The 22,035-nt window shown below is 70.3% G+C and carries 21 protein-coding genes and 1 pseudogene; 10 read left to right on the forward strand and 12 right to left on the reverse strand.

What is annotated here, in order from left to right; translation table 11 throughout:
• Positions 1-181: 181 nt before the first annotated feature.
• Positions 182-2,128, forward strand: a complete 1,947-nt coding sequence (locus NV348_RS27720) for a sensor histidine kinase (protein ID WP_447149482.1) — start codon at positions 182-184, stop codon at positions 2,126-2,128.
• Positions 2,125-2,505: a DUF742 domain-containing protein gene (locus NV348_RS27725; RefSeq protein WP_447149483.1), complete on the forward strand. Its 381-nt coding sequence runs from the start codon at positions 2,125-2,127 to the stop codon at positions 2,503-2,505. Before NV348_RS27720 ends, NV348_RS27725 begins: the two co-directional genes overlap by 4 nt.
• Here the strand turns inward: NV348_RS27725 and NV348_RS27730 are convergent.
• Entirely contained in the window at positions 2,502-4,457 is a 1,956-nt protein-coding gene (locus tag NV348_RS27730) for a GMC family oxidoreductase N-terminal domain-containing protein (protein WP_447149484.1), read from the reverse strand. The two genes, NV348_RS27725 and NV348_RS27730, sit on opposite strands and share 4 nt — an antisense overlap.
• Positions 4,458-4,567: 110 nt before the next feature.
• Positions 4,568-4,999, reverse strand: a complete 432-nt coding sequence (locus NV348_RS27735) for a hypothetical protein (protein WP_447149485.1) — start codon at positions 4,997-4,999, stop codon at positions 4,568-4,570.
• Positions 5,000-5,208: 209 nt separating this feature from the next.
• On the opposite strand from NV348_RS27735, the gene msrA reads away from it, so the two are divergent.
• Both msrA and NV348_RS27745 read left to right on the forward strand, forming a co-directional pair.
• Positions 5,209-5,724, forward strand: a complete 516-nt coding sequence (gene msrA / locus NV348_RS27740; protein WP_447149486.1) for a peptide-methionine (S)-S-oxide reductase MsrA — start codon at positions 5,209-5,211, stop codon at positions 5,722-5,724.
• Positions 5,725-6,076: 352 nt separating this feature from the next.
• Entirely contained in the window at positions 6,077-7,261 is a 1,185-nt protein-coding gene (locus NV348_RS27745; RefSeq protein ID WP_447149487.1) for a hypothetical protein, read from the forward strand.
• A gap of 53 nt (positions 7,262-7,314) precedes the next feature.
• Here NV348_RS27745 and NV348_RS27750 read toward each other — a convergent pair whose 3' ends face one another.
• Positions 7,315-7,566 (reverse strand): hypothetical protein, encoded by a 252-nt coding sequence (locus NV348_RS27750; RefSeq protein WP_447149488.1) that lies wholly within the window; start codon positions 7,564-7,566, stop codon positions 7,315-7,317.
• Positions 7,567-7,683: 117 nt separating this feature from the next.
• On the opposite strand from NV348_RS27750, the gene NV348_RS27755 reads away from it, so the two are divergent.
• Positions 7,684-8,718, forward strand: coding sequence for a glycoside hydrolase family 18 protein (locus tag NV348_RS27755; RefSeq protein WP_447149489.1), 1,035 nt, complete (start codon positions 7,684-7,686; stop codon positions 8,716-8,718).
• A gap of 62 nt (positions 8,719-8,780) precedes the next feature.
• On the opposite strand, the gene NV348_RS27760 is transcribed toward NV348_RS27755, so the two are convergent.
• The gene (locus NV348_RS27760; RefSeq protein WP_447149490.1) at positions 8,781-9,410 is read right to left on the reverse strand and encodes a nucleotidyltransferase domain-containing protein; all 630 of its coding nucleotides are present in this window, start codon (positions 9,408-9,410) and stop codon (positions 8,781-8,783) included.
• Between the two features lie 85 nt (positions 9,411-9,495).
• Complete coding sequence (locus NV348_RS27765; RefSeq protein WP_447151154.1) at positions 9,496-11,037, reverse strand: bifunctional phosphatase PAP2/diacylglycerol kinase family protein; 1,542 nt, start codon at positions 11,035-11,037, stop codon at positions 9,496-9,498.
• A gap of 151 nt (positions 11,038-11,188) precedes the next feature.
• Between NV348_RS27765 and gcvT the strand changes: the two genes are divergently transcribed.
• Positions 11,189-12,289, forward strand: coding sequence for a glycine cleavage system aminomethyltransferase GcvT (gene gcvT / locus NV348_RS27770; protein ID WP_447149491.1), 1,101 nt, complete (start codon positions 11,189-11,191; stop codon positions 12,287-12,289).
• Positions 12,290-12,315: 26 nt separating this feature from the next.
• On the forward strand, positions 12,316-13,413 hold the full coding sequence (locus NV348_RS27775) for a branched-chain amino acid aminotransferase (protein WP_447149492.1): 1,098 nt from the start codon (positions 12,316-12,318) through the stop codon (positions 13,411-13,413).
• 183 nt (positions 13,414-13,596) lie between these two features.
• On the opposite strand, the gene NV348_RS27780 is transcribed toward NV348_RS27775, so the two are convergent.
• The 6 genes from NV348_RS27780 to NV348_RS27805 all read right to left on the reverse strand — a co-directional run bounded on the left by NV348_RS27780 (position 13,597) and on the right by NV348_RS27805 (position 19,179).
• The gene (locus NV348_RS27780) at positions 13,597-14,310 is read right to left on the reverse strand and encodes an MBL fold metallo-hydrolase (protein ID WP_447149493.1); all 714 of its coding nucleotides are present in this window, start codon (positions 14,308-14,310) and stop codon (positions 13,597-13,599) included.
• A 132-nt stretch (positions 14,311-14,442) separates the two neighbouring features.
• On the reverse strand, positions 14,443-15,192 hold the full coding sequence (locus NV348_RS27785) for an adenosylcobinamide-GDP ribazoletransferase (protein ID WP_447149494.1): 750 nt from the start codon (positions 15,190-15,192) through the stop codon (positions 14,443-14,445).
• A gap of 145 nt (positions 15,193-15,337) precedes the next feature.
• Positions 15,338-16,450: a nicotinate-nucleotide--dimethylbenzimidazole phosphoribosyltransferase gene (cobT, locus tag NV348_RS27790; protein WP_447149495.1), complete on the reverse strand. Its 1,113-nt coding sequence runs from the start codon at positions 16,448-16,450 to the stop codon at positions 15,338-15,340.
• A gap of 39 nt (positions 16,451-16,489) precedes the next feature.
• The gene (locus NV348_RS27795) at positions 16,490-17,026 is read right to left on the reverse strand and encodes a bifunctional adenosylcobinamide kinase/adenosylcobinamide-phosphate guanylyltransferase (RefSeq protein ID WP_447149496.1); all 537 of its coding nucleotides are present in this window, start codon (positions 17,024-17,026) and stop codon (positions 16,490-16,492) included.
• 16 nt (positions 17,027-17,042) lie between these two features.
• Complete coding sequence (locus NV348_RS27800; RefSeq protein ID WP_447151155.1) at positions 17,043-17,936, reverse strand: alpha/beta hydrolase; 894 nt, start codon at positions 17,934-17,936, stop codon at positions 17,043-17,045.
• Between the two features lie 247 nt (positions 17,937-18,183).
• Entirely contained in the window at positions 18,184-19,179 is a 996-nt protein-coding gene (locus NV348_RS27805) for a helix-turn-helix domain-containing protein (protein ID WP_447149497.1), read from the reverse strand.
• 86 nt (positions 19,180-19,265) lie between these two features.
• Here NV348_RS27805 and NV348_RS27810 point away from each other — a divergent pair, with 86 nt between their 5' ends.
• Positions 19,266-19,433: a hypothetical protein gene (locus NV348_RS27810; protein ID WP_447149498.1), complete on the forward strand. Its 168-nt coding sequence runs from the start codon at positions 19,266-19,268 to the stop codon at positions 19,431-19,433.
• Positions 19,434-19,485: 52 nt separating this feature from the next.
• Here NV348_RS27810 and NV348_RS27815 read toward each other — a convergent pair whose 3' ends face one another.
• Entirely contained in the window at positions 19,486-20,145 is a 660-nt protein-coding gene (locus tag NV348_RS27815; protein WP_447149499.1) for a DUF3043 domain-containing protein, read from the reverse strand.
• Between the two features lie 258 nt (positions 20,146-20,403).
• On the opposite strand from NV348_RS27815, the pseudogene erpA reads away from it, so the two are divergent.
• Positions 20,404-20,761, forward strand: a pseudogene (gene erpA / locus NV348_RS27820) (iron-sulfur cluster insertion protein ErpA).
• A 300-nt stretch (positions 20,762-21,061) separates the two neighbouring features.
• Positions 21,062-21,988 carry a carbohydrate kinase family protein gene (locus tag NV348_RS27825; protein ID WP_447151156.1) on the forward strand — a complete coding sequence of 309 codons (927 nt, stop codon included), beginning with the start codon at positions 21,062-21,064 and terminating at the stop codon, positions 21,986-21,988.
• Positions 21,989-22,035 lie beyond the last annotated feature (47 nt).

Below are 22,035 nucleotides of genomic sequence, written 5' to 3' on the forward strand. Positions count from 1 at the left end.
GTGCGGCGGGTCGGTTAGTCTCTGGCCCGAAGACAAGCGTGCCGGATCGTCTGTTTCGCGGGCGCAGGCACGCAGCGGAGCGCCGGGGGCGGCTCCGGGAGCGGAAAGTTTCGGTGTGAAGAACTGGCGTAGCTCGTTGCTCGGGACATCGTGGTGGGGCGGGCGCGGTGTTCGCGGCCGGGTGAGCGTACGGATCCGGCTCCTCTCGATCGTGCTGATCTCCAGCGTGACTCTGCTGGTCACCGGCGGTGGCGGGGCGGTGTATCTGGTGGACTCGGCGCGCGAATCCACCGAATGGGCCGAGCTGGCCAGTAGCACCACCGCGCCGGCGATCCTGATGGTGTCGGCGTTCCAGGAGGAACGCAGGCTGTCGCTGCTGCGGCTGGCCGGTGACCCGCCGTCCACGCCCGCCCTGGTCACCGCGCGTCAGCGCTCCGACGAGGCACTCGCCGCGGTGATGGCCAAGGGCGACGCCGCGCGCGAGCTCGATCCGGACGGTTCCGCCGCCGACATCGAGGGCTACAACAAGCTCTTCGCCATGGTGCCGACAGTGCGCGGCGGAGTGGACGCGCTCCAGATCCCACCGGATCGGGTGTTCACCTTCTTCTCCCAGGTGATCGGCACGATCGTCGCCGCGTCCATGCTGGCGGCCCGGGTGGCGCCGGACGCGAAGATCGGCATCGAACTCCGTTACGGCGTCGAGCAATTGCGCGCCGCCGAGGCGCTCTCGCAGGCCGACACCCTCGGCTCGGTGGCGTTGACCAACGGCCGGATGTCGGCCGCCGAACTGGCCGACTTCGGCCGCCGGGTCGGTGAATTCCGTGGGGAGGTGGCGTATTCGGCCACGGTGCTGAAGGGCACCCGGCTCGCCCAGCTCGGTGCGATCACCGCGAGCGCGGACTGGCAGCAGGTGACCTCGATGCAGGACGCGCTGGTGACCCGCGGTCCGGTCGCCGACGATCGCGGGGACGTGGCGCTGCCGCTGAGCCTGGCGGGTTGGCAGGACGCCTCCCGGCACGTGAATCTCGCCTTGCAGCAGCTGTGGGAGGACCAGAGCGCCGACGCGCACGTGATCGCCCGCCGGCAGGGCGAGACCGACACCCGCAACGCGCTGCTCGGTGGCGCACTCGTCGCGGCGCTCGCGGTGGGCGCCTTCCTGGTGGCGCTGGTGCTGGCCAACCGGTTCATCGCCCGCATGCGGCGGTTGCGCCACGACACCCTGGAACTGGCCGACGAGCGGATGCCCGACCTCATGCGCAGGCTCGCGGCGGGCGAGCATGTCGAGGCCCGCGCGGAGACCTCCCGGCTGGACTTCGGCTCCGACGAACTCGGCCAGGTCGCGACCGCGTTCAACCGCGCGCATCTCGCCGCGGTGTCGGCGGCGATCGCCGAAGCCCGGACCAGGGCGGGCATCAATACCGTGTTCCTCAATATCGCCCACCGCAGTCAGGTGGTCGTGCACCGCCAGCTCGCGCTGCTCGACCGCGCCGAACGCGACGAGGGCAACGCCGATCAGCTCGAACTGCTGTTCCAGCTCGACCATCTCGCGACCCGCACCCGCCGCAACGCCGAGAACCTCATCATCCTCGGCGGCGAGCAGCCGGGCAGGCGCTGGCGTAATCCCGTCGCGCTGCTGGAACTGGTCCGCGGTGCCATCGCGGAGAGCATGGACTACACCCGGATCCAGACCAAGCAGATGCCCGAGGTGCGCATCGCCAGTCACGCCGTCGCCGACGTGATCCACCTGCTCGCCGAGCTGATGGACAACGCGACGGCGTTCTCGCCGCCGGAGGCGCACGTCGTGGTGTCGGGGGTCGTGGTCGGGCGCGGAGTGGCGGTGGAGATCATCGACCAGGGTCTGGGCATCCCGGAGGCCGATCTCGCCGAGCGCAACGCGATGCTGGCCGACCCACCCGAATTCAGTGTGGCGACGCTGTCCGGCAGCTCCCGGCTCGGGCTCTTCGTCGTCGCGAAACTGGCAGGCAGACACAACATCTCGGTGCGGCTGTCCGAATCGGTCTACGGGGGTGTGCGCGCGATCGTGCTGATTCCCTCGGCGCTGGCCGAGGCCACCGATCAGTCCGCGCCGATCTCCGGCCAGTTCCCCGCCGTCGCGCCGCGCGCATGACCGACGAGCGCGAGCACTGGTACGAGGAGGACGCCGGACCGATCGTGCGCCTCTACGCGGTGACCCGCGGCCGCGGCCGGACCGAGCGCGACGAACTCGACCTCACAACCCTGCTCGTCGACGCCGGTGCGGGCACGCGACTGCGCCGCGCCGAACCCGAGTACGCCGCGATCGTCGACCTGTGCCGGACACCGATGGCGGTGGCCGAGGTGTCGGCGCACCTGGGGCTGCCGCTGAACCTGGCCAAGGTGCTCATCGCCGACCTGATCGACGAGGGCAGGCTGATCGCCCGCGCCCCGCAGCACCGCACAGTCGACAGTCCCGACCTCGGGGTGCTGCGCGCCGTCCTCGCGGGGATCCGCCGGGTCGACGGCTAGGTGAGCCTGGCCGCCAGTCGCTTGGCGTTCATGTAGCCGATCGCCTCGATGGTCACCATCGGGTTCACGCCCGGGGCGGTGGGGAAGCTGGATCCGTCGGCCACGACGATGTTGTCCACGTCCCAGGTGACGCCGTCCGGATTGGTCGCCGACAGCTCCGCGCTGCCGCCCATCCGGGCCGAGCCCATGATGTGCAGCGCGCCCAGCGAGCACCGGCCCGGCCCGTAGCCCGCCTTCTTGCAGGCCGCGTCGAACTCCGTGAGCGAGCCGCGCACGCCGGGCTCGAACGAGACACCCGCCTGATGACCGGAGTAGATGCGTTGCGCGCCAGCGGCTTCGAGCACCGAGGCCGCGCCGACGATGCCGGTGTGCAGGTGGTTCGCGTCGTAGTCGGAGAGCCGGTACTTCACCACCGCTTCACCGCTGCTATCGATCGAGACGGTGCCGGGATCGCGGTCGCGGGTGATCACGCCGATCGAGGTGGTGCGGGCGAACTCGAGCATGGTGGCGCGGTGCGCGGCCGCGCCGCGCCAGCTCATGAACCCGGTCGCCAGGCCGGGATGGATCGGTCCGGTCTCGTAGATGACGCCGTAGCCGTTGCCGTCGAGATCGGCGTGCTGCCTGCTGATGCGCGCCTGCAGCGCGCCCTCCCAGGGCCGGATCTCTTCCTCGAACACCCCGAACACCGCGGCGGCGGGATGCAGGCGCAGGTGCTTGCCGATGTTCTTGTTGCGCAGGCCCGACCGCTGGAGCAGCGCCGGGGTCTGGATCGCGCCTGCGGCGACGACGACTGCGCGCGCCCGCACCGTGATCTCGACGCCGTCGGCGGTGCGGGCCGAGACCGATTCCGCCCGACCGGCTTTCACCGTGATCGTGCGGACGTCGGCGTCGACCACCAGGCGCGCGCCGTGCCCGGCGGCGTCCTGGAGCCAGGTCTTGGTCACCGACTGCTTGGCGCCGAGCCGGCAGCCGTAGCCACACCGACCGCATTCGACCGCGGCGTCGCAGGCGTCGCCGACGTTGCGCGGCAGGGTGTCGACATCCCAGCCCAGCGCCTTGGCGCCGCGTTCGAGGATGCCGTCGCGGGCCGAGAGCGGCGATCGTCCGCTGGTCACCCCGATCCGGCGCTGCACCGTGTCGAGCGCGTCACCGAACTCGTCGTCGGCGAACTGCGGGACACCCGATTCGGCCCATTCCTTGCGGACATGGTCGGGGGTGGGCAGCGAGGTACTCCAGTTGACCACGGTGCCGCCGCCGAGACAGGACCCCGCCACCAGCGTGATCTGCCCCTCCGCCGACGCCGGCGGACCGGCGGCGTACAGACTGGTCAGCGCGTCGAGCTCGCCGTTGCCGAAATCCTTGTCGTCGTAGTAGTTTCCGCGTTCGAGCACCACCACGTCGAGGCCGGCTTCGGCCAGCACCGCGGCCGCCGCGCCGCCACCGGCGCCCGAGCCGACCACGACGACATCGCAGTCGAGCGTGGTGGATTCGGTGAATCGCTGTGGCGTGAGCGCGGGCGCGGGAGCGTTCGCCAGCGGTCCGGTCGGGGTGGGATAGCCGATCTGTTCCCACAGCGGGTTCGTCCCGGTCGGGCCGGGGGTCACGTAGTAGGCCAGCAGCGAGGCCTGCTCGAGCGCCTGGAACACCGCGCGTGCCGGTGCCAGCCCGGAATCGGCCAGCCGCAGCAGCGCGGCCTCGCGCCGCTGCTGCGACAGCGACGAGAACCGGCGCAAGCCACTGCCGGTCAGCAGGCCGAAGACGCGGGAATCCCACAGCCCCAACAACATTCCCAGCTGCTTGCGATCCGCTTCCCGTGGATTGCGGCCCAGGATCCGCAAGATCGTGTCGACCGTGCCGAGGGTGGTCGCCGGCGGTAGTCCGGCCTCGTCGCCCGGTAGGAATGTGTCACAGATCAGGCCCAGCGCTGCCCGCTGTTCGGCTGTTGGTTCCATACGGAAACCACCCCTTCTCACTCTGGGGTGATTTGTATCACGGGTCGTGCGGCCGTGCTCGGTGTCACCGGGTTTCGGGCCGGGCAGCGCGCACCCGGCCCGAACGGCGGCTAACGGCGGCCGCTGGCGACCGTGAACTGCAGCGTTTTCAGCGTCGGCGTCGACAGTTCGACATCGGCGGTGGCGACCGTCTTCGCCGTCGCCTCGCCGGGATAGGCCCGCACCTGATAGCGGCCGGGCTGCAGGCCGCGGAAGCTGACCTGGCCGTCGGCACCGGTGGACAGGTGCCGGTGGATGGTGTCGCCACAGGCGTCGAAGCCGGTCAGGACCACCTTGCCGCCGGTGATCGGGTCGCGAGTGGACTCGTCGAGCAAGACGGCGTCGATCTGGCCGGTGGCCGCCAGGTCGGGCGAGCGTAGTGCTAGGTCGTTCTGTCGCGATTGTCTGGCTTCGCAGGTCGAGGTCTGCTCGACGGTGTCGGTGCTGCCGGGATGGGCTCCCGCGCTGGTCACCGCACCCGCGCTCAGAGCTGCTGCGGCCAATCCGATCATCGAATACCGGGCAACGACGCTACATGGCATTTCGCCGAATTCCTCCTGTTTCCTCGGTGACGCTGGGGCACACACGGACGTTCATGAGGTATCGCTCGCGCGGCGAGCTTACTGGCGGGAATTCCGTGCCGGGCAGGGGAGTTGCATAGAGGCGGTTGTGGCCGTTCTGTGCGACCGTGGAGCTCTCTGAAGGAGGACGCGTGACCGAAACCCGTAAGGCGATTCTGGCCGGTGGATGCTTCTGGGGCATGCAGGATCTGATCCGCCGTCAACCGGGCGTGCTGTCGACCAGGGTCGGCTACACCGGTGGCAGCAACGATCACCCCACCTATCGCAACCACCCCGGCCATGCCGAGGCCGTCGAGATCGAATACGACCCGGCGCAGACCGACTACCGGGCCCTGCTCGAGTTCCTGTTCCAGATCCACGACCCCACCACCAAGGATCGCCAGGGCAACGACATCGGCTCGAGCTACCGCTCGGCGATCTTCTACCTCGACGAGGACCAGCGCCGCACGGCGATCGACACCATCGCCGACGTCGACGACTCCGGCTTGTGGCCGGGCAAGGTCGTCACCGAGGTGACCCCCGCGAGCACGTTCTGGGACGCCGAGCCGGAGCATCAGGACTACCTGATCCGCTATCCCGACGGTTACACCTGCCACTTCCCCCGTCCGGGCTGGAAACTGCCCAAGCGGGCCGACGCCGAGAAGTAGCCCTCCCCGACCCGCTCGCCCCGGTCTCGCGCCGGGGCGAGCGGGCGGTCGCGTTGGCGGGGTATTCGGTGCGGTGGGTCGACCCGCCGAGATTCCCGGCCGCCGCCGCATTCCTGCCGATGATCCGGTCGGTATTCGTTTCGAATTCGTCCACGGCCGATCCTGCCGAACCGCGGTGCCGTTTCCCGCGGGGCGACCGAATTACCCGCTGTGCCGGGTTCGGCGCAGGAAAACCGCACGTGGGGCGGGTGGTGTGAAATGATCGGATCCATCGGCGTGACCGTGGCGCCGGATCGGAAGACTCATAATCGGCGGCCTCGGTCGTCGCACAAGGTGAGGGGATGCGATTCGGATGACGTATGGACAGCAGCAACCCGGGTATCCACCGGCGGGGCCGAAACTCGGTGTCGGCGACGCCATCGGTTACGGGTGGGACAAATTCAAGAACAACGCGGTGGTGTGGATCGCCATCGTGCTGATCGCGTTCGTCATCCAGGTGGCGATCAACTTCCTGTTCGGCCTGGGGAACACGACCGATACCGATGCCGACGGTGGCATCAGCATCGGCTTCGGTATCTGGCAGTTCATCGGCACCATCGTCAGCGCCGTCATCGGCTACTTGATCTCCGCCGCGTTCGTGCGCGGCGCATTGCACGAAACCGACGGGCGCAAACCGGGATTCGGTGATTTCTTCCAGTTCACCAATGTCGGCGCGGTGATCCTGGCCGGCATCCTGGTCGGTTTGGCGACCGGTATCGGCTTCGTGCTGTGCATCCTGCCGGGTCTGGTGATCGCGTTCTTCACCTGGTGGACCATGCAGTTCGTGATCGACCGGAACCAGGACGCGGTGACGGCGATCAAATCGAGTTTCTCGGCGATATCCAGTAATGCGGGACCGCTGCTGCTGCTGACGCTGGCGCTGTTCGGCATCAACATCGTCGGCGCGCTGCTGTGCGGTCTCGGCCTGCTGGTGACGATTCCGCTGACGATCATCGCCTCGACCTACGCGTACCGGGTGGTGACCGGCGGTCCGGTCGTCGGTGCGGCGACGGCCGTCGTCGATCCCGGCTACCCGCAGCAGTACGGCGGGCCCGCAGGCGGATTCGGCCAGCCGGGTCAGCCCGGGTACCCCGGTCAGCCCGGGTACCCCGGTCAGCCCGGTTACGGTGGTCCGGCTCAAGGTGGTCAGCCCGGTTACGGTGGTCCGGCTCAAGGTGGTCAGCCCGGCTATGGCGGTCCCGCTCAGGGTGGTCAGCCCGGTTACGGTGGCCCGGCCGAAGGCGGTCAGCCTGGTTACGGCGGTCCCGCTCAGGGTGGTCAGCCCGGGTACGGTGGCCCGGCCCAGGGCGGTCAGCCTGGTTACGGCGGTCCGGCCCAAGGTGGTCAGCCTGGTTACGGCGGTCCGGCCGAAGGCGGTCAGCCGGGCTACGGCACCCCCGGCTCGGGCCAGGGCTCCGGCACCCCGGGCGGCCCCGAAGGTGGGCCCGACCTGGGCAAGCCGGGCGAGGGAACCAGCGGGCCCGATATCGACCGCTGACCCCGAACACGAAGGGGGCGTGCGATGCACCGCATCGCACGCCCCCTTTCGTGCTACTCGCAGCCGATGCCGTCGCCGTCACGGTCGAGGCCGTACTCGTCGGGCCCGATCACCTGGACGCGCCCGGTGTAGACCGGCCCGTTCCCGCTGCCGCCCTCGCAGTCGACATCGCTCACGATCGGTAGGCAGGGGGAGTAGGACTTGTGGCAGTTGCCCGACGGCTGGGCGGTGGCCACGGCCGGTGTCACGATCGCGAAAGCGAAGGCCGCGAGGGCGGCCGATCCCAGGGTGACGGCGTATTTCATGGTGCTCCGTTCAGTTGTACAGCGGCGCACAGCTTTTCATGGGTGGGCGGTTTGCCGGAAATCTGCGGGTCGGTACCTTCGGGTAATCTCGGGGTCTCAGGCATGAGGGAGGCCGGAATGCGGGGGAAGTGGCGGGCGTGGTCGTGGCGGGTGCGCGGCGCGGTGGTCGTTGCCGTGGTGCTCGCCGTGGTGTCGTTGCCGGTCGCGGGGGTGGTGACGGCGTTGCTGGTGCACAACATCGGCGAGCAGTCCGAGCAGGCGCGGACCAGGGGTAAGGACGCGTTCTGGCTCGGCCACGCGTGGGTCGACGGCCGCAAGACCGACGCCGACATCGATCAGCTGGCGATGTTGCTGGCGGGCACCGGGATCAGGGATCTGTACGTGCACACCGGACCGCTGGAACACGACGGGAGCCTGCGCGACGAGCTGGCGCCGCGGGCGCGGTGGTTCGTCGACGCGGTGCATGCCGAGCTGCCGGGGATCCGGGTGCAGTCGTGGCTGGGTGACATCGTGCAGCCCGAATTCGACGGGCTGGATGTGGAATCGGCGCAGTCGCGCGACCGCGTGGTCACCTCGGCGCGGCGGGTACTGGAGTACGGCTTCGACGGGATCCACTACGATCTGGAGCCGATCCGGTCCGGGGCACCGGGATTCCTCGCGCTGCTCGATGCGACCAGGGCGGTGACCGCGGCGGCGGGGGTGGCGCTGTCGGTGTCGGCGCCCGTCATCGATCCCCTGCCGGGCCTGCACTCGGTGGGTCTCGCGCTCGCCGACCACGGGAAATGGTGGAGCCAAGCCTATTTCGCCGAGGTCGCGCGCCGGGTCGATCAGGTGGCGGTCATGTCCTACGACACCGCGATGCCGACGCAGGCGCTCTACAGCGGATACCTGGCCCAGCAGACCGAATTGGCCACCGAGGTGACCCCGCACGAGGTCGACCTGCTCCTGGGCGCGCCCGCGTTCTGGGCCGACGACCCGGGTCACGACGGCTCCTCGGAGACGGTCGCCGCCGCCATCCGTGGCATCCGGCTCGGTTTGACGCGAACCGACGTGGGCCGCGCCAACTTCGGTGTGGCACTGTATGTGGATTTCGCGGCCAGGCCGCAGGACTGGACCGACTACCGGCAGCGTTGGTGCCGACTGCCCAGCTGAGTCGGGCGCGCCGTCGGACGGGCGCCGTTTCCCCTCCCGGCGGTACTCGGTGCGCCGAGTGTTCAGGCGGCGGTTCGGCTCAACCAGGGGTGATCGGGGTGGACCAGTTCCAGCCACGATGTCAGCCGCGCGCGTCGCTCCTCGGACAGCAGCGGCAGCGCCAGGCGGAAATCGGCGTCGTCCTTGGGGCGGTTGGCCTTTGCCTTGAACAGCAGGACCACTTCGGGGATCAGGTAGGGGATGCCGGTGGGCGTGGTGAGGATCAGGTCCCGGTAGGGGAGGGTGATCGCCGGGTCGCGGCGGCAGATCCAGGTGTCGCCGTCGTGCGGTTCGCGGAAGACATCGAGGTGGAACGCGCCGGTGTAGGGGTCGCGGAGCCAGGTCTGGTGCAGGTCGTCGCGGTCGGCGGCGTCGGCGTAGGGCCAGAGGTGGCCGTCGCCGATGATGTCCCACTCGTATTCGGGGAAGGCGGCGGCGATCTCGGGGAAATCCGTTCGGGGGACGGCGATCTCGATGTCGTCATGGGCGCGCGAGATACCCCCGGCGAACAGGTCGACGGCCCAGCCGCCGGCGACCGCCCACGGCGCGAAGCAGGAATCGAGACGGGCGGCGACGACGCTCGGGGTCCACGGGTCCCAGCGGCGGGTGGCTTCGGTGTCGGTGATCGGACGGGCGGCGTCCGGTGAGCTCATGAATCCATCATGTCCACAGGTGCGGGTGCCCGCGCAAGGCTGTTGTGGCCGATGGTGATCGAGGTGAGACGGGTTCGTGAGGAAATCAGCGGCGGCGGTCGGTGAGCCAGGCCAGCGGGCGGCGATGGTGCGGGCGCGCCCGGTTCTCCCAGCGCGGGTTGTCCTCGTCGCGACGATAGACCGCAACGCGGCCCGCGATGGAGAAGCGCAGATCGCGTGCGGTGCCGACGACTTCGCCGTCGGCGGCCACCGGGACGGGGACGTGCACGGCGACCGACAGCTCGTGCATCTGGCGTTCGCCGTAGACCCGGCTGTGCCCGATCGCCGCCAGCATCAGCGCGATGACGGCCCTGGTGCGGGAGAACCGGACATCGGCGCGCAGCCAGCGGACGTCGAGCAGCCCCTCGTCCAGCCGGGACCGGAACGCGGGGACCGCGCCGTGCGGGTGGTACGGACCGTTGCCGATGAACAGGAACCACAGATCGTGCCAGCGGTCGTCGATCCGGATGCGGGTCGGTTCGGCCCGGCGCAACATGACGATCAGCGCTGCAGCGAACGCGGGCCACTTGCCCCAGCGGCCCTCCCACTGCTCGCGCAGGCGGACCAGGTCGGGGTAGGCGCCGATGCTGGCGGTGTTGATCAGGTAGTGGGTGCGCGGGCCGTCGGGGGTGTCGAATTCCACTGCGGCGATATCGACTTCGACGGCCTCGCCCGCGCCGGTCGCGTCCACGACCTCGCGCAGGTCGTAGACGCCCAGGTCGCGCGCGAAGTGATTGAGGGTGCCCGCCGGGACGACGACCAGCGGCAGATCGTTGCGCACCGCGACGGCCGCCGCCGCGGCGATGGTGCCGTCACCACCGGCCGCGCCGACCGCGACGGTCGAGGAGTCGATGGCCTCCTGCAACAACTCCACGGCGTCGCGGCCCGGCTCGGTGTGCAGCAGGGTCGCCGCGGGCAGCGCCTCGGCGATATCGGCGGTGGGGTCGTAGGTGGAGTCGCCGGAGCGCGGATTGATCAGCAGCAGCAGACCTTTGCCGTCGACCAGGACGGGCACGTCGCGCACCACGTGCGCCTCGGCCTCGTCGGATTCGCGAATCGGCCACCAGCGGCGGGTGGCCAGCGCGACGCCGGTGCCGACGGCCGCGCCGACGAGGACGTCGGACGGCCAGTGCGCGCCGGTGTGGACGCGCGAATAGGCGACGGCGGCGGCCACCGGGGCGACCGCGAGCGCGGTGCGCGGGCTCTCCAGGGCGACGGCGGTGGCGAAGGCGGCCGCGTTGGCGCTGTGTCCCGACGGGAACGACGACGACACCGGCGCGTCGATCAGGCGCCTGCCGTGCGGCATGAGCTCGGCCGGGGGACGGCGGCGCGGGATCAGCGACTTGAGCACCACATTCACCGCGAAGCTCGACCCGGCGAGCGCGATCACCCCGCGCAGGGCGGCGCGCCGTGGCTGGCCGGGCTTGACCGCCAGCACCGCTGCCGTGGCCAGCCACAGGCCGCCGGTGTTGGCCGACTTGGTCAGGCGCAGCATGCCACGATCCGCCGCGGACTCGGGGATCCTGGACACCGTCCGGCTCAGCACCCGGTCCATCCGGGAGACGGTGCGGAACTTGCGGCCGGACATCTCACTCACGGCCACGACCTTACCGCCGTTGCCCGGCATCGGCTTTCGGCGAAGCCGGACCCGGACGCCGCGGTCAGGACGCCGGGAGCGGCGGGGATGCCCGTGCGCGGAGGTTCGCGCGGCGCCGGGAGGGACCGATAAGCTCTCGCCCATGACCGACAACGCGCTGCTCGAGGGCCCCATCCACGCTGTTCACGTCGAACTCGGCGCCACCTTCGCGCCGTTCGGCGGGTGGGAGATGCCCGTGCAGTACGGCGGCACCGTCGGCGAGCACACCGCCGTGCGCACCACGGTCGGCCTGTTCGACGTGAGTCACCTGGGCAAGGCGACGGTCGCGGGCCCCGGCGCGGCGGCGTTCGTGAACTCGGCGCTGACCAACGATCTGGCCCGGATCCGCCCCGGCAAGGCCCAGTACACGCTGTGCTGCGCCGCCGACGGCGGCGTGATCGACGATCTGATCGCCTACTACGTCGGTGACGACGAGGTGTTCCTCGTCCCCAACGCCGCGAACACCGCGGCCGTCGTCGCCGAGCTGCGCAAGGTGGCGCCCGAGGGCATCACCGTGACCGACGAACACCGCGACTACGCGGTCTTCGCCGTGCAGGGCCCCAAGTCCACCGAGGTGCTGGCCGCGCTCGGCCTGCCCACCGACATGGAATACATGGCCTACGCCGACGCCGAATGGGACGGCCGGCCGGTGCGGGTGTGCCGGACCGGCTACACCGGTGAACACGGCTACGAACTGCTGCCCCGCTGGGCCGACGCCGAGCCGGTGTTCCGCGCGCTCACCGCGCAGGTCGTCGCCGCGGGTGGTCAGCCGGCCGGACTGGGCGCGCGCGACACGCTGCGCACCGAGATGGGCTATCCGCTGCACGGCCACGAACTGTCGCTCGACATCACCCCGAACCAGGCCCGCACCGGCTGGGCGGTCGGCTGGAAGAAGCCGGAGTTCTGGGGCAAGGCGGCGCTCGAGCAGGAGAAGGCCGACGGCCCGCGCCGCACCCTGATGGGGCTGAAGGCGCTCGATCGCGGCGTGCTGCGGCAGGGCCAGACCGTGCTGCGCGACGGCGAACCCGTCGGGGAGACCACCTCGGGGACGTTCTCGCCGTCGCTGAAGGTCGGCATCGCGCTGGCCCTGCTCGACACCACCGCGAAGCTGGAGCCCGGTGACGAGGTGGAGGTCGACGTGCGTGGGCGCAGGCTGCGTTGCGAGGTGGTCAAGCCGCCGTTCGTCGACACCAAAACGAAGTAATTCCGCGCAATGGATAGGATCGCATCATGACAGTCGCTGCACAGTTCACTCGTATTCCGCATCCGGCGCCCGTTTCGGCGCAGCGGCGGGAAGAGGTACTGGCGGCCCCCGGTTTCGGGCGGTTCTTCACCGATCACATGGTGTCGATCGACTACGCCGACGGCGCGTGGGGCAACGCGCGGGTCGAGCCGTACGGCCCGCTGTCGATGGACCCGGCGACCATGGTGTTCCACTACGGGCAGGCGATCTTCGAGGGTCTCAAGGCCTACCGGCAGCCCGACGGCAGCATCGCCACCTTCCGGATCGACGCCAACGCGGCGCGCTTCCGCCGCTCGGCCGCCCGGATGGCGATGGCCGAGCTGCCGGAGGAGCTGTTCGTCGAATCCGTGCGTCAGCTGCTCGACGTGGACGCCGACTGGGTGCCCGCCGCCGGTGGCGAGGACTCGCTGTACCTGCGCCCGTTCATGTTCTCCACCGAGGCGGGCCTGGGCGTCAAGCCGGCGGCGGCCTACAAGTACCTGCTGTTGGCCTCGCCGGCGGGCGCGTACTTCCCGCGCGGCGTGAAGCCGGTGCGGGTGTGGCTGTCCACCGAGTACGTGCGCGCGGCTCCCGGCGGCACCGGCGAGGCGAAGGTGGCCGGCAACTACGCCGCCTCGCTGCTGGCCCAGGCCCAGGCCACCGAGAAGGGCTGCGACCAGGTCGTGTGGCTCGACGCCTGCGAGCGCCACTACGTCGAGGAGATGGGTACCAACAACCTGTTCTTCGTCTACGGCACCGGTTCCGAGGCCCGGCTGGTGACCCCGGAGCTGTCCGGCTCGCTGCTGCCCGGCATCACCCGCGACTCGCTGCTCACCCTGGCCGCCGACTCCGGCTACCCGGTCGAGGAGCGCAAGGTCTCGGTCGAGGAATGGCGCAAGGGTGCCGAATCCGGGGAGATCAGTGAGGTTTTCGCGTGCGGCACCGCCGCGGTGATCACCCCGGTCGGCTGGGTGCGCTCGGCCGACGGCGAGTTCAGCATCGGCGGCGGTGAGCCCGGCGAGGTGACGATGGCGCTGCGCGACACGCTGACCGGCATCCAGCGCGGTACCTTCGCCGACACCCACGGCTGGATGAAGAGTGTGTGATTGAGCGGTGTTTGATTGAGCGCTGGCGCGCTCGAGGTCGCGGCCCCTTGGTCCCGTCGATCAGGCACCGTTTCTTGCTCCTTCGTCGCTGACGAAACGGCGCCTGATCGACGGGACGGCCGCGACGGCCGCTCCGCGGCCTGCCCCTCCTCGAGGTCGGGGTCCGTGGTCGAGTTGACCTGCCTAGCCCGGCATCAGGGCTTGCCACTGCTGGAGGGTTTGCGGGCGCAGGACGTAGTTGTTGTCGCGGATCGACGACAGGTCTGCACTGGGCTGTTCGGAATACCAGTGGCCGGGGTAGACGACCGGGTTGCCGTCGAGGGCGGCGAGGTGGCGCAGGCTGCGGAACATCTCGTCGGAGTCGCCGCCGGGGAAGTCGGTGCGGCCGCAGCCGTCGACGAACAGGGTGTCGCCGGAGATCAGGCGGCCGTCGAACAGGAAGCACTGGCTGCCCGGGGTGTGGCCGGGGGTGTGCAGTAATTCGATCTCGAGCGCGCCGACCTTCACCTTGTCGCCGTTGTCGTGGCCGGTCAGCTCGCTCGGCGCGATCCCGGTGGTCTGGGCGACCCAGTCCAGTTCCTGCTTGTTCACGTGCACCGCGACGCTGGTCTTCTCCAGCAGCTCACGCACGCCGCCGAGGGTGAAGCCGAGCATGGTGCCGCCGACGTGGTCGGGATGGTGGTGGGTGGCGAGCACGCCGGTGACGGTCATCCCGTCGGCGGTCGCGACGTCGACCAGGTCCGCTGCCTGGTAGGCGGGATCGACCACGACGGTCTCGCCGGTCTCCCGGTCGCCGATCAGATACGCGAAATTGCGCATCTGCGTGGCGATCGGATCGCCGACGGCGTAATCCCGGCCGGACAGCAGCTGGCGGAAGTAGAGGCGCTCGGAAGACATGTCAACACTGTATTGCCACCGGTGTGCTGGGGGAGCACCCGAGTACCGATGAGCGGACTGTCTGTGCGACCACACAACCGCCGCCGCCCCGAGCTTGTGACCAATGCAGGTTTCACATCGCCGGGCGGTGGACTAGCTCGCGAGTGAGAACCCAACGGCCGCAAGTGAAACAGTGATCTCGACGACAGCGCCGAGCACATCGCCGGACAGCCCGTCGAAGCGGCGGACGCAATGCCGGGTGAGCGGGATCGTCAGCGCGAGCACCGCGACGGCGACCAGCGGGCCGAGCCAGAGATTGGCTGGAACCGCGAACACCGCCGCCGCGACGGCCAGAATCGGCCAGCTCAGCACCGGGCCGAGCGGCTGGGTGCCCGCCACCAGCGTGCCGAATCCGGAGTCGGGAGCCGCGCGGATACCGCGACGGCAGGCGAGCACGACCGCGACCCGGCCCAGGACGACGGCGAGGACGATCGCGAACCACCGGTGCTCGCCGGCCAGCGCGGCGAAGGCGACGGCCTGGATCGCGATGGCGAAGATCAGCGCCGCGACACCGAACGGCCCCGCGCCGCCGGACTTCATGATCTGCCTGGCCCGCTCGGGCGGACCGTAGCTGCCCAGGCCGTCGACGGTGTCGGCGAGCCCGTCCAGATGCATGCCCCGGGTGAGCAGGGCGAGCAGTCCGACGGTGAGCAGGCCCGCCAGCAACGCGGTGAGCCCCGCGGCCACCGACAGACGCATCGCCGCGGCAGCCAGCCCGCCGAGCAGCAGCCCGACCAGCGGTGCGAGCGCGATGGCGTGGCCCGCTGCCCGCCGGTCGACGGTGTCGGGCCCGGTCACGGGCAGGACGGTGAGCCAGGAAACGGCCAGGCGCAGGCTGTTCACGACGCGCCCGGCTTCCGGGGAGAACGGAGTCCGGCGTCGTGGCCGGATCGGCCACCCGGTGCGCTGGGCCGAGGTCGAGCGCGATGGCCCGACCTGGCGCTCGCGGGGAACGACCGGCTCAGGAGGGTGGCCGTCGACGCCGGGATCACTTGCTCAGGTCGACGGTGTCCGGCTCGTCGGCCGTGCTGACGCCCGCGTCGGCGAAGGTCGACATCTCGGCCAGGGTGGCGACGGCGGCGCGCAGGATCGGCAGCGCGGTGAGCGCGCCCGAGCCCTCGCCCAGGCGCATGCCCAGGTCGACCAGCGGTTCCAGGCGCAGGTGCTGCAATGCCAGGTCGTGGGCCGGTTCGGTGGAGCGATGGCCCGGCAGCCACCATTCCTTGGCGCCCGCGGCGAGGTCCTCGGCGATCAGCGCGGCGGCGGTGACGACGACACCGTCGAGCACGACCGGCGTCCGGCGGCTCGCGGCCTGGGCCAGGAACCCGGCCATGGCGGCGAAGTCGGCGCCGGCGGCGACCCGCAGCAGGTCGACCGGATCGGTGGCGACGGGCCGGGCCCGGCGCATGGCGTCGCGGATGGCGGCGACCTTGCGGATCCAGCCCGCGTCGTCGACGCCGGTGCCGCGCCCGACGGCGGCGACCGGCTCGGTGCCGGTCAGCGTGGCGATCAGCACGGTGGCCGGGGTGGTGTTGCCGATGCCCATGTCGCCGGCGATCAGCAGGTCGGCGCCTGCGTCGATCTCCTCGTCGGCGATCGCGCGGCCCGCCGTCAGCGCGGCGGCAACCTCGTCCTCGGTGAGCGCGTCCTCGCGGTCGATCGCGCCGCTGCCGCGGCGCACCTTGTGCTGGGCGACCGACGGATCGGTGTCACCGGCGACGGCGATATCGGCCACCCGGACCGTCGCCCCCGCGACCGCGGCGAGCGCGTTGACGGCCGCCCCGCCCGCCAGGAAGTTCGCCACCATCTGCCCGGTGACCTCGCTCGGGTAGGCCGAGACGCCGTGCTGGGCGACGCCGTGATCCCCGGCGAACACCACCACCCGGGCCCGCTCGAACTGCCGGGGCGGGCACACGCCCTGGCAGGCCGCGATCCAGTTGCCGAGGGTCTCGAGCCGTCCCAGCGATCCGGCCGGTTTCGTGAGCTGCGTCTGGCGCTGCTCGGCCGCCGCGCGGACCTGCGCGTCCGGGGCCGCGACGGGTCCGAATCCGTGTGTCACTTGCAAGCCTTTCGACTGGGGTGCCGGGTGTTCGACGCTCATCTTGCCCGGATCACGGTGTGTCGCGCCGACCGGCCCGGCTCATTTCAGCCGGACCGGCAGCCCGGCGACGATCAGGAACGCCTCGTCGCACACCCGCGCGAGGTGCTGGTTGAGGGTGCCGATCTCGTCGCGGAACAACCGGCCCGAGCGGGTCGCCGGGATGACGCCCATCCCGACCTCGGGCGACACGATCACCAGCCGCTGCCGGTAGGTCTCGACGGCCGCCACGAGCGCGTCGCAGTCGGGGGCGACGGTGCCGCGCGGGGCGTCCCAGGCGGCCCTGGCATCGAGGCGGGCGGTGAGCCAGGTGCCGATGTCGTCGAGCAGCGTCGCGGGTGCCGCGGTGGCGAGAACCGTGGCGGGCTCGGTGTTCTCGACGGTCGTCCAGTGTGCGGGCCGCCGGTCCCGGTGCCCGGCGATCCGGGCGGCGAAATCCTCGTCGGCGGGATCGAGCACGGCCGTGGCCAGGTAGCGCACCGTGGACGCGTCGGCCAGCAGATTCTCGGCGAAGCCGGACTTACCGGAGCGGGCGCCGCCCAGGACGAGGGTGCGGGTCGGGGCGACGCTGGCTGGCATGCCAGCACGGTAGCAATCAGTGGGCGCCGAGCGCGTCGAGGATCATCGGGCGGGCGGTGGTGATCGACTGCTGCCAGTACGGCCAGGTGTGGGTGCCGTTGCCGAAGTCGACCCGCGCGGGGATGCCGAGGGCCGCGGTCCGGTCGCGGAAGACGCTGGCCGCGATCACCGCGAACGCCTCGATGCCTGCCGCGTTGATCGTGTTGCCGACGCCGTTGGCCAGGTCCAGCGGGCCGGGGACGCCGTTGCCGCTGGTGACGTAGACCGGCAGACCGCGCAGCCGCTCGGCCTGGACGGTGGCGTCGTTGCGGCTCCAGGCGGGATCGCCCGCGGCGCCCCACATGTCGTCGATATTGAACCCGCCCTCGTCGAGCATGGCGGCGCGCATGGCCTGGTTCCACATCGGGGAGGTCGGGTTGAGGAAGCCGGAGAACGATCCGGCGAACCGGAACTGGTCACGGTGATGGGCGGCCAGGGTCAGCGCGGCATTGCCGCCCATCGAGACGCCGACGATCCCGTTGTTCGTGCGCGAGACCCCGTACCCGGCCAGGAAATCCGGCAGCTCGCGGGTGAGGAACGTTTCCCACTTGTAGGTCGTGGTTTGCCGATTGGTGCTGCTCGGGCGGTACCAGTCGGTGTAGAAGCTGGAGTGCCCGCCGACGGGGAACACCAAGGTGACGTCGTCACCGGCGAATCGGCGCAGCACATCGGTGTCGGTGGTCCATTGACTGTGCTCGGCGGGTGCGCGCAGCCCGTCGAGCAGATACAGCGCCGAACTTCCGCCCCGCGCGGCCCACTGCACCTGGACCTTGACCGGTCCCATGCTCGACGGGACCAGCAGCTCCTCGAAACCCCCTGCGGGAGCCCGCGATACCGGCGCGGCGAGCGGACCGGCCGCGGCGGCGGACATACCGATCGACGACAGGACCACGGCCACCGTGGCGATCGAGAGCGCTCTGCTCAGCGTCCGGAGATTTTCCCACCCAGTGCGAAACACCCACCCAGCGTGGCGAGCGGTGAACGGGTCGGTCAAGGCGATGCTGAGGGTCTACAGTCCGGCAGGGTGGGGAACTGTGCTGTTCACCAATGTTCGGCGCCGCTGCTGCTCGTTCGACGAGGAGGGCGTCACCCCGCAGCAGGCGGATCCGGCGATCCGCTCACCGCGCGAGACGGGTATCGGTGGCGGGTTCGCGGGTAGGGCCGCCGAAGCGGCGGCGGTATTCGGTGGGGGCGATGCCGACCTGGCGCTGGAAGTGATGCCGCAACAGCGCCCCGGAGCCGAAGCCGGACTGGTCGGCGATGCGCTCGAGCGGCAGATCGGTGGCCTCGAGCAGGTGCTTGGCGAACAGGACCCGCTGGGTGGTGAGCCACTTGACCGGGGTGGTGCCGGTCTCGGCGGCGAAGCGGCGGGCGAAGGTGCGGGTGGACATGCTCGACCTGGCGGCCAGCTCGTCGACGGTATGCGGGTGCGCGAGGTTCTCGGACAGCCAGCTCAGCATGGTCGACAGGCCCTCGGACCGGCACTCGGGCACCGGCTGCTCGATGAACTGGCGCTGGCCGCCGTCGCGCTGCGGGGGCACAACCATCCGGCGGGCGATGCCGTTGGCCGCGGCGCTGCCGATCTCGCGGCGCACCAGGTGCAGGCAGGCGTCGATGCCGGCCGCCGTGCCCGCGCTGGTGATCAGGTTGCCTTCGTCGACGAACAGCACGTCCGGGTCGACGGTGGCGGCGGGGAACTGGGCAGCCAGGATGTCGACATAACGCCAGTGGGTGGTGCACTTGCGCCCGTCCAGCAGCCCGGCCGCACCGGCCAGGAACGCGCCGGAACAGACGGTCAGCACGATCGCGCCCGCGTCCGAGGCCGCGCGGACCGCCTCGACGACGCGTTCGTCGTAGCGGTGACCGAGCGTGAACGGGAAGGCCGGAACGGCGACCAGATCGGCGTGCGCGAGCTCGTCGAGGCCGTACTCCGGCGTCACCGACACACCGGGGGTGGTGGAGCGCAGCGGCTTGCCCGGGGTGGCCCCGCAGACCTTGAAGTCGAAGCCGGGCAGACCGTCGGCGGTGCGGTCGAGGCCGAAGACCTCACAGACGACGCCGAATTCGAACATGGCGAGTTTGTCGTTGAGGACGACGGACACCTTGGACAGCATCACCCCATGTTATCTGGCTGAATTTTTACGCACAATGACAGAACAGCCACTTTCGGCTGAAAACTGGCGAGCGCAAAATTTCTGCCATGGTTACTTTCTCGATCGTCCTCGCCGCCATCATCGGACTCGCCGTCCTCATCGGGCGCGGAACCGCCGGGTCGACCGGGGTCGTCGACCGCGACGCGCAGCGCATCGAAGCCGAGCTCGCCGCCATCGCCGGCTATGCCACCAACATCCGGCCCGGTCACCACTGAACGCAAATGCCGCCCCACCCTCGGGTGGAACGGCATTCGTGACCGGACGAACTCAGACGGCGTCGCCGGGGCCGACCCGCGGCTTGGGGGCGCGCATCTTGCGGATCTGCGAGGCACGCACGAAGGCGTACCAGCCGAGCTTGAAGCCGGTGTCGGTGGTGTCGGGGTACCGCTCGATCACCCGGTTGTTCACGATCTTGCCGAGCACGAAGCCCTCGATGATCATGAACACCATCATGACCAGCATCGCCAGCGTGACGATGGTCTGCAGCCCGGGGGCGACGAACATCGACATGATCAGCACCAGCGCCATCGGCATGAACAGGCCGACCAGGTTGCGGCGGGCATCGACCAGATCACGCACGTAGGCGCGGACCGGGCCCTGATCGCGGGGCAGCAGGTACTTGTCCTCGCCGGCCAGCATCCGGGCGCGGCGATCCTGCACGGCGGCGCGGCGGTCGGCCGCGGCGGCCTTGCGGTCTTCCTTGGAGCCCTTGGCGGCCTTGCGGCGGGCGCGGGCTTCCTTGGCGGTCATCGGGGCGGGCGCGACCGGGCCGCGCCGTTTGCCTTCGGCCTCACGCCTTTTCGGGGTCGGGCGACCCTTGCCCGGGGTGGTGGAGGCGGGTGCGGTGGCGGTCTGTTCGACGTCCGGCACCAAGGGGTCGACGGACTCGTCGATGGTGCTGGACTCGTCGCGACGGAACAATTTCACGTTCACCAGGCTATTCGATGATGCCGAGCCGGGGGAAATGCGGTCCGCTGTGCGGTGCGCGCGGTCTCATCGGGGCCTGGAGTGCGAGCTGGATCACGCCGGCGCGACGCGTACTGTGGGGTGAACCACCCAGGTCGAATCCACACTGCGTGGCGGGGGTGGCAAAATAGGAATAGCAGCCGCCGCGATGGTGTTGAAATCAGTCGTGCGCTGTGCACCTGAGGTCCGTTACGCGGGCCGGCCGACTTAGGAGTGTCCATGACTGTGCAGAACGAGACCGCCACCGAGACCCACGGTGCGACGCTGACCGACGCTGCCGCCGCCAAGGCGAAGGCGCTGCTCGACCAGGAAGGTCGCGACGACCTCGCCCTGCGCATCGCCGTCCAGCCGGGTGGCTGTGCTCGGCCTGCGCTACCAGCTCTTCTTCGACGACCGCGTCCTCGACGGTGACATCGTCGTCGAGTTCTCCGGCGTGAAGCTCGCCGTCGACCGCATGAGCGCCCCCTACATCCAGGGCGCCTCGATCGACTTCGTCGACACCATCGAGAAGCAGGGCTTCACCATCGACAACCCGAACGCCACCGGCTCCTGCGCCTGCGGCGACTCGTTCAACTAGCGGCTGGTGCCGCGAGTTTTCGGCAGCGTCGATTGGCGGCTGGTGCCGCGAGTTTTCGGCCTCGTGACCCCGCGACCGAGGGGCGATACTCCGGCTTCGCCGTGACGTATCGCCCCTCGGTCGCGGGGCGGCCGAAAACGTTGTGGTAGCGCGGAGGTGAACCACAGGGGGTGTGGCGCTTGCTACCGTTGAAGTCCGGGATCGGGTGATCCCGGGCTTTTTCTGTTCCCCCGCCTAGTGTCGAAGGGGCCTCGCCTCGTGTCTGTTGCTGTGTCCGCGTCCATCGCCACCGACCACCTCATGCGTTTTCCCGGCAAGTTCGCCGATGTGCTGCTCGCCGATCAGCTCGATCATGTGTCCCTGAGTTTCCTCGTCGACGATCTGCAGATCCGTCGCGGCGGCGTGGCAGGCAACATCGCGTACGCGATGGGCCTGCTGAAGCAGCGTCCGCTGCTGGTCGGCGCGGTGGGCGCCGACTTCGCCGAGTACCGGCAGTGGCTGGAGTCCAACGGCGTCGACTGCTCGGCGGTGCACGTGTCGAGCACGGCGCATACCGCGCGGTTCGTCTGCACCACCGACGAGGCGATGGCGCAGATCGCCTCGTTCTACCCGGGCGCGATGAGCGAGGCGCGCGATATCGACGTCGCCGCGATCGCCGACGCGCACGATGTCGAGCTGGTGCTGGTCGGCGCGAACGATCCCGAGGCGATGGTCGCGCACACCCGCCAGGCCAAGGCCCAGCGCATCGCCTTCGCCGCCGACCCGTCCCAGCAGCTGGCCCGCCTCGACGGCGAGCAAGCGGCCGAGCTGGTCGACGGCGCGGCCTACCTGTTCACCAACAAGTACGAGTGGGGCCTGCTGCTGCAGAAGACCGGCCTGACCGAGGAGCAGATCGCCGCCAAGGTCGGTATCCGGGTGACCACCCTGGGCTCCGAGGGCGTGCTCGTCGTCGACGCCGACGGCACCGAGGTGCGCGTCGGCGTGGTGCCCGAGGTCGCCAAGGTCGACCCGACCGGCGTCGGCGACGGCTTCCGCGCCGGTTTCCTCACCGCCCACCGCGCCGGCCTGAGCCTGGAGCGCTCCGCCCAGCTCGGCTCCCTGATCGCCGTGCTGGTCCTGGAGACCACCGGCACCCAGGAGTGGACCCTCAACAAGGACGAGGCCCTCGTCCGCCTCACCAAGGCCTACGGCGCCGACGCCGCCGACGAGCTGTCCGCGCTGCTGTAAGCGGAAACCGAACGCCCCCTCGATCTTTGCGATCGAGGGGGCGTTCG

This window comes from Nocardia fodinahabitans (assembly GCF_052983615.1).

Bases quoted from the DNA above. Each gene is read 5' to 3' on its own strand.
- NV348_RS27725 (WP_447149483.1), top strand. From the start codon at position 2,125: ATGACCGACGAGCGCGAGCACTGGTACGAGGAGGACGCCGGACCGATC.
- NV348_RS27730 (WP_447149484.1), bottom strand. From the start codon at position 4,457: ATGGAACCAACAGCCGAACAGCGGGCAGCGCTGGGCCTGATCTGTGAC.
- NV348_RS27745 (WP_447149487.1), top strand. From the start codon at position 6,077: ATGACGTATGGACAGCAGCAACCCGGGTATCCACCGGCGGGGCCGAAA.
- NV348_RS27750 (WP_447149488.1), bottom strand. From the start codon at position 7,566: ATGAAATACGCCGTCACCCTGGGATCGGCCGCCCTCGCGGCCTTCGCT.
- NV348_RS27755 (WP_447149489.1), top strand. From the start codon at position 7,684: ATGCGGGGGAAGTGGCGGGCGTGGTCGTGGCGGGTGCGCGGCGCGGTG.
- NV348_RS27760 (WP_447149490.1), bottom strand. From the start codon at position 9,410: ATGAGCTCACCGGACGCCGCCCGTCCGATCACCGACACCGAAGCCACC.
- NV348_RS27765 (WP_447151154.1), bottom strand. From the start codon at position 11,037: ATGTCCGGCCGCAAGTTCCGCACCGTCTCCCGGATGGACCGGGTGCTG.
- gcvT (WP_447149491.1), top strand. From the start codon at position 11,189: ATGACCGACAACGCGCTGCTCGAGGGCCCCATCCACGCTGTTCACGTC.
- NV348_RS27775 (WP_447149492.1), top strand. From the start codon at position 12,316: ATGACAGTCGCTGCACAGTTCACTCGTATTCCGCATCCGGCGCCCGTT.
- NV348_RS27780 (WP_447149493.1), bottom strand. From the start codon at position 14,310: ATGTCTTCCGAGCGCCTCTACTTCCGCCAGCTGCTGTCCGGCCGGGAT.
- cobT (WP_447149495.1), bottom strand. From the start codon at position 16,450: ATGAGCGTCGAACACCCGGCACCCCAGTCGAAAGGCTTGCAAGTGACA.
- NV348_RS27795 (WP_447149496.1), bottom strand. From the start codon at position 17,026: ATGCCAGCCAGCGTCGCCCCGACCCGCACCCTCGTCCTGGGCGGCGCC.
- NV348_RS27800 (WP_447151155.1), bottom strand. From the start codon at position 17,936: ATGTCCGCCGCCGCGGCCGGTCCGCTCGCCGCGCCGGTATCGCGGGCT.
- NV348_RS27805 (WP_447149497.1), bottom strand. From the start codon at position 19,179: ATGCTGTCCAAGGTGTCCGTCGTCCTCAACGACAAACTCGCCATGTTC.
- NV348_RS27810 (WP_447149498.1), top strand. From the start codon at position 19,266: ATGGTTACTTTCTCGATCGTCCTCGCCGCCATCATCGGACTCGCCGTC.
- NV348_RS27825 (WP_447151156.1), top strand. From the start codon at position 21,062: ATGCGTTTTCCCGGCAAGTTCGCCGATGTGCTGCTCGCCGATCAGCTC.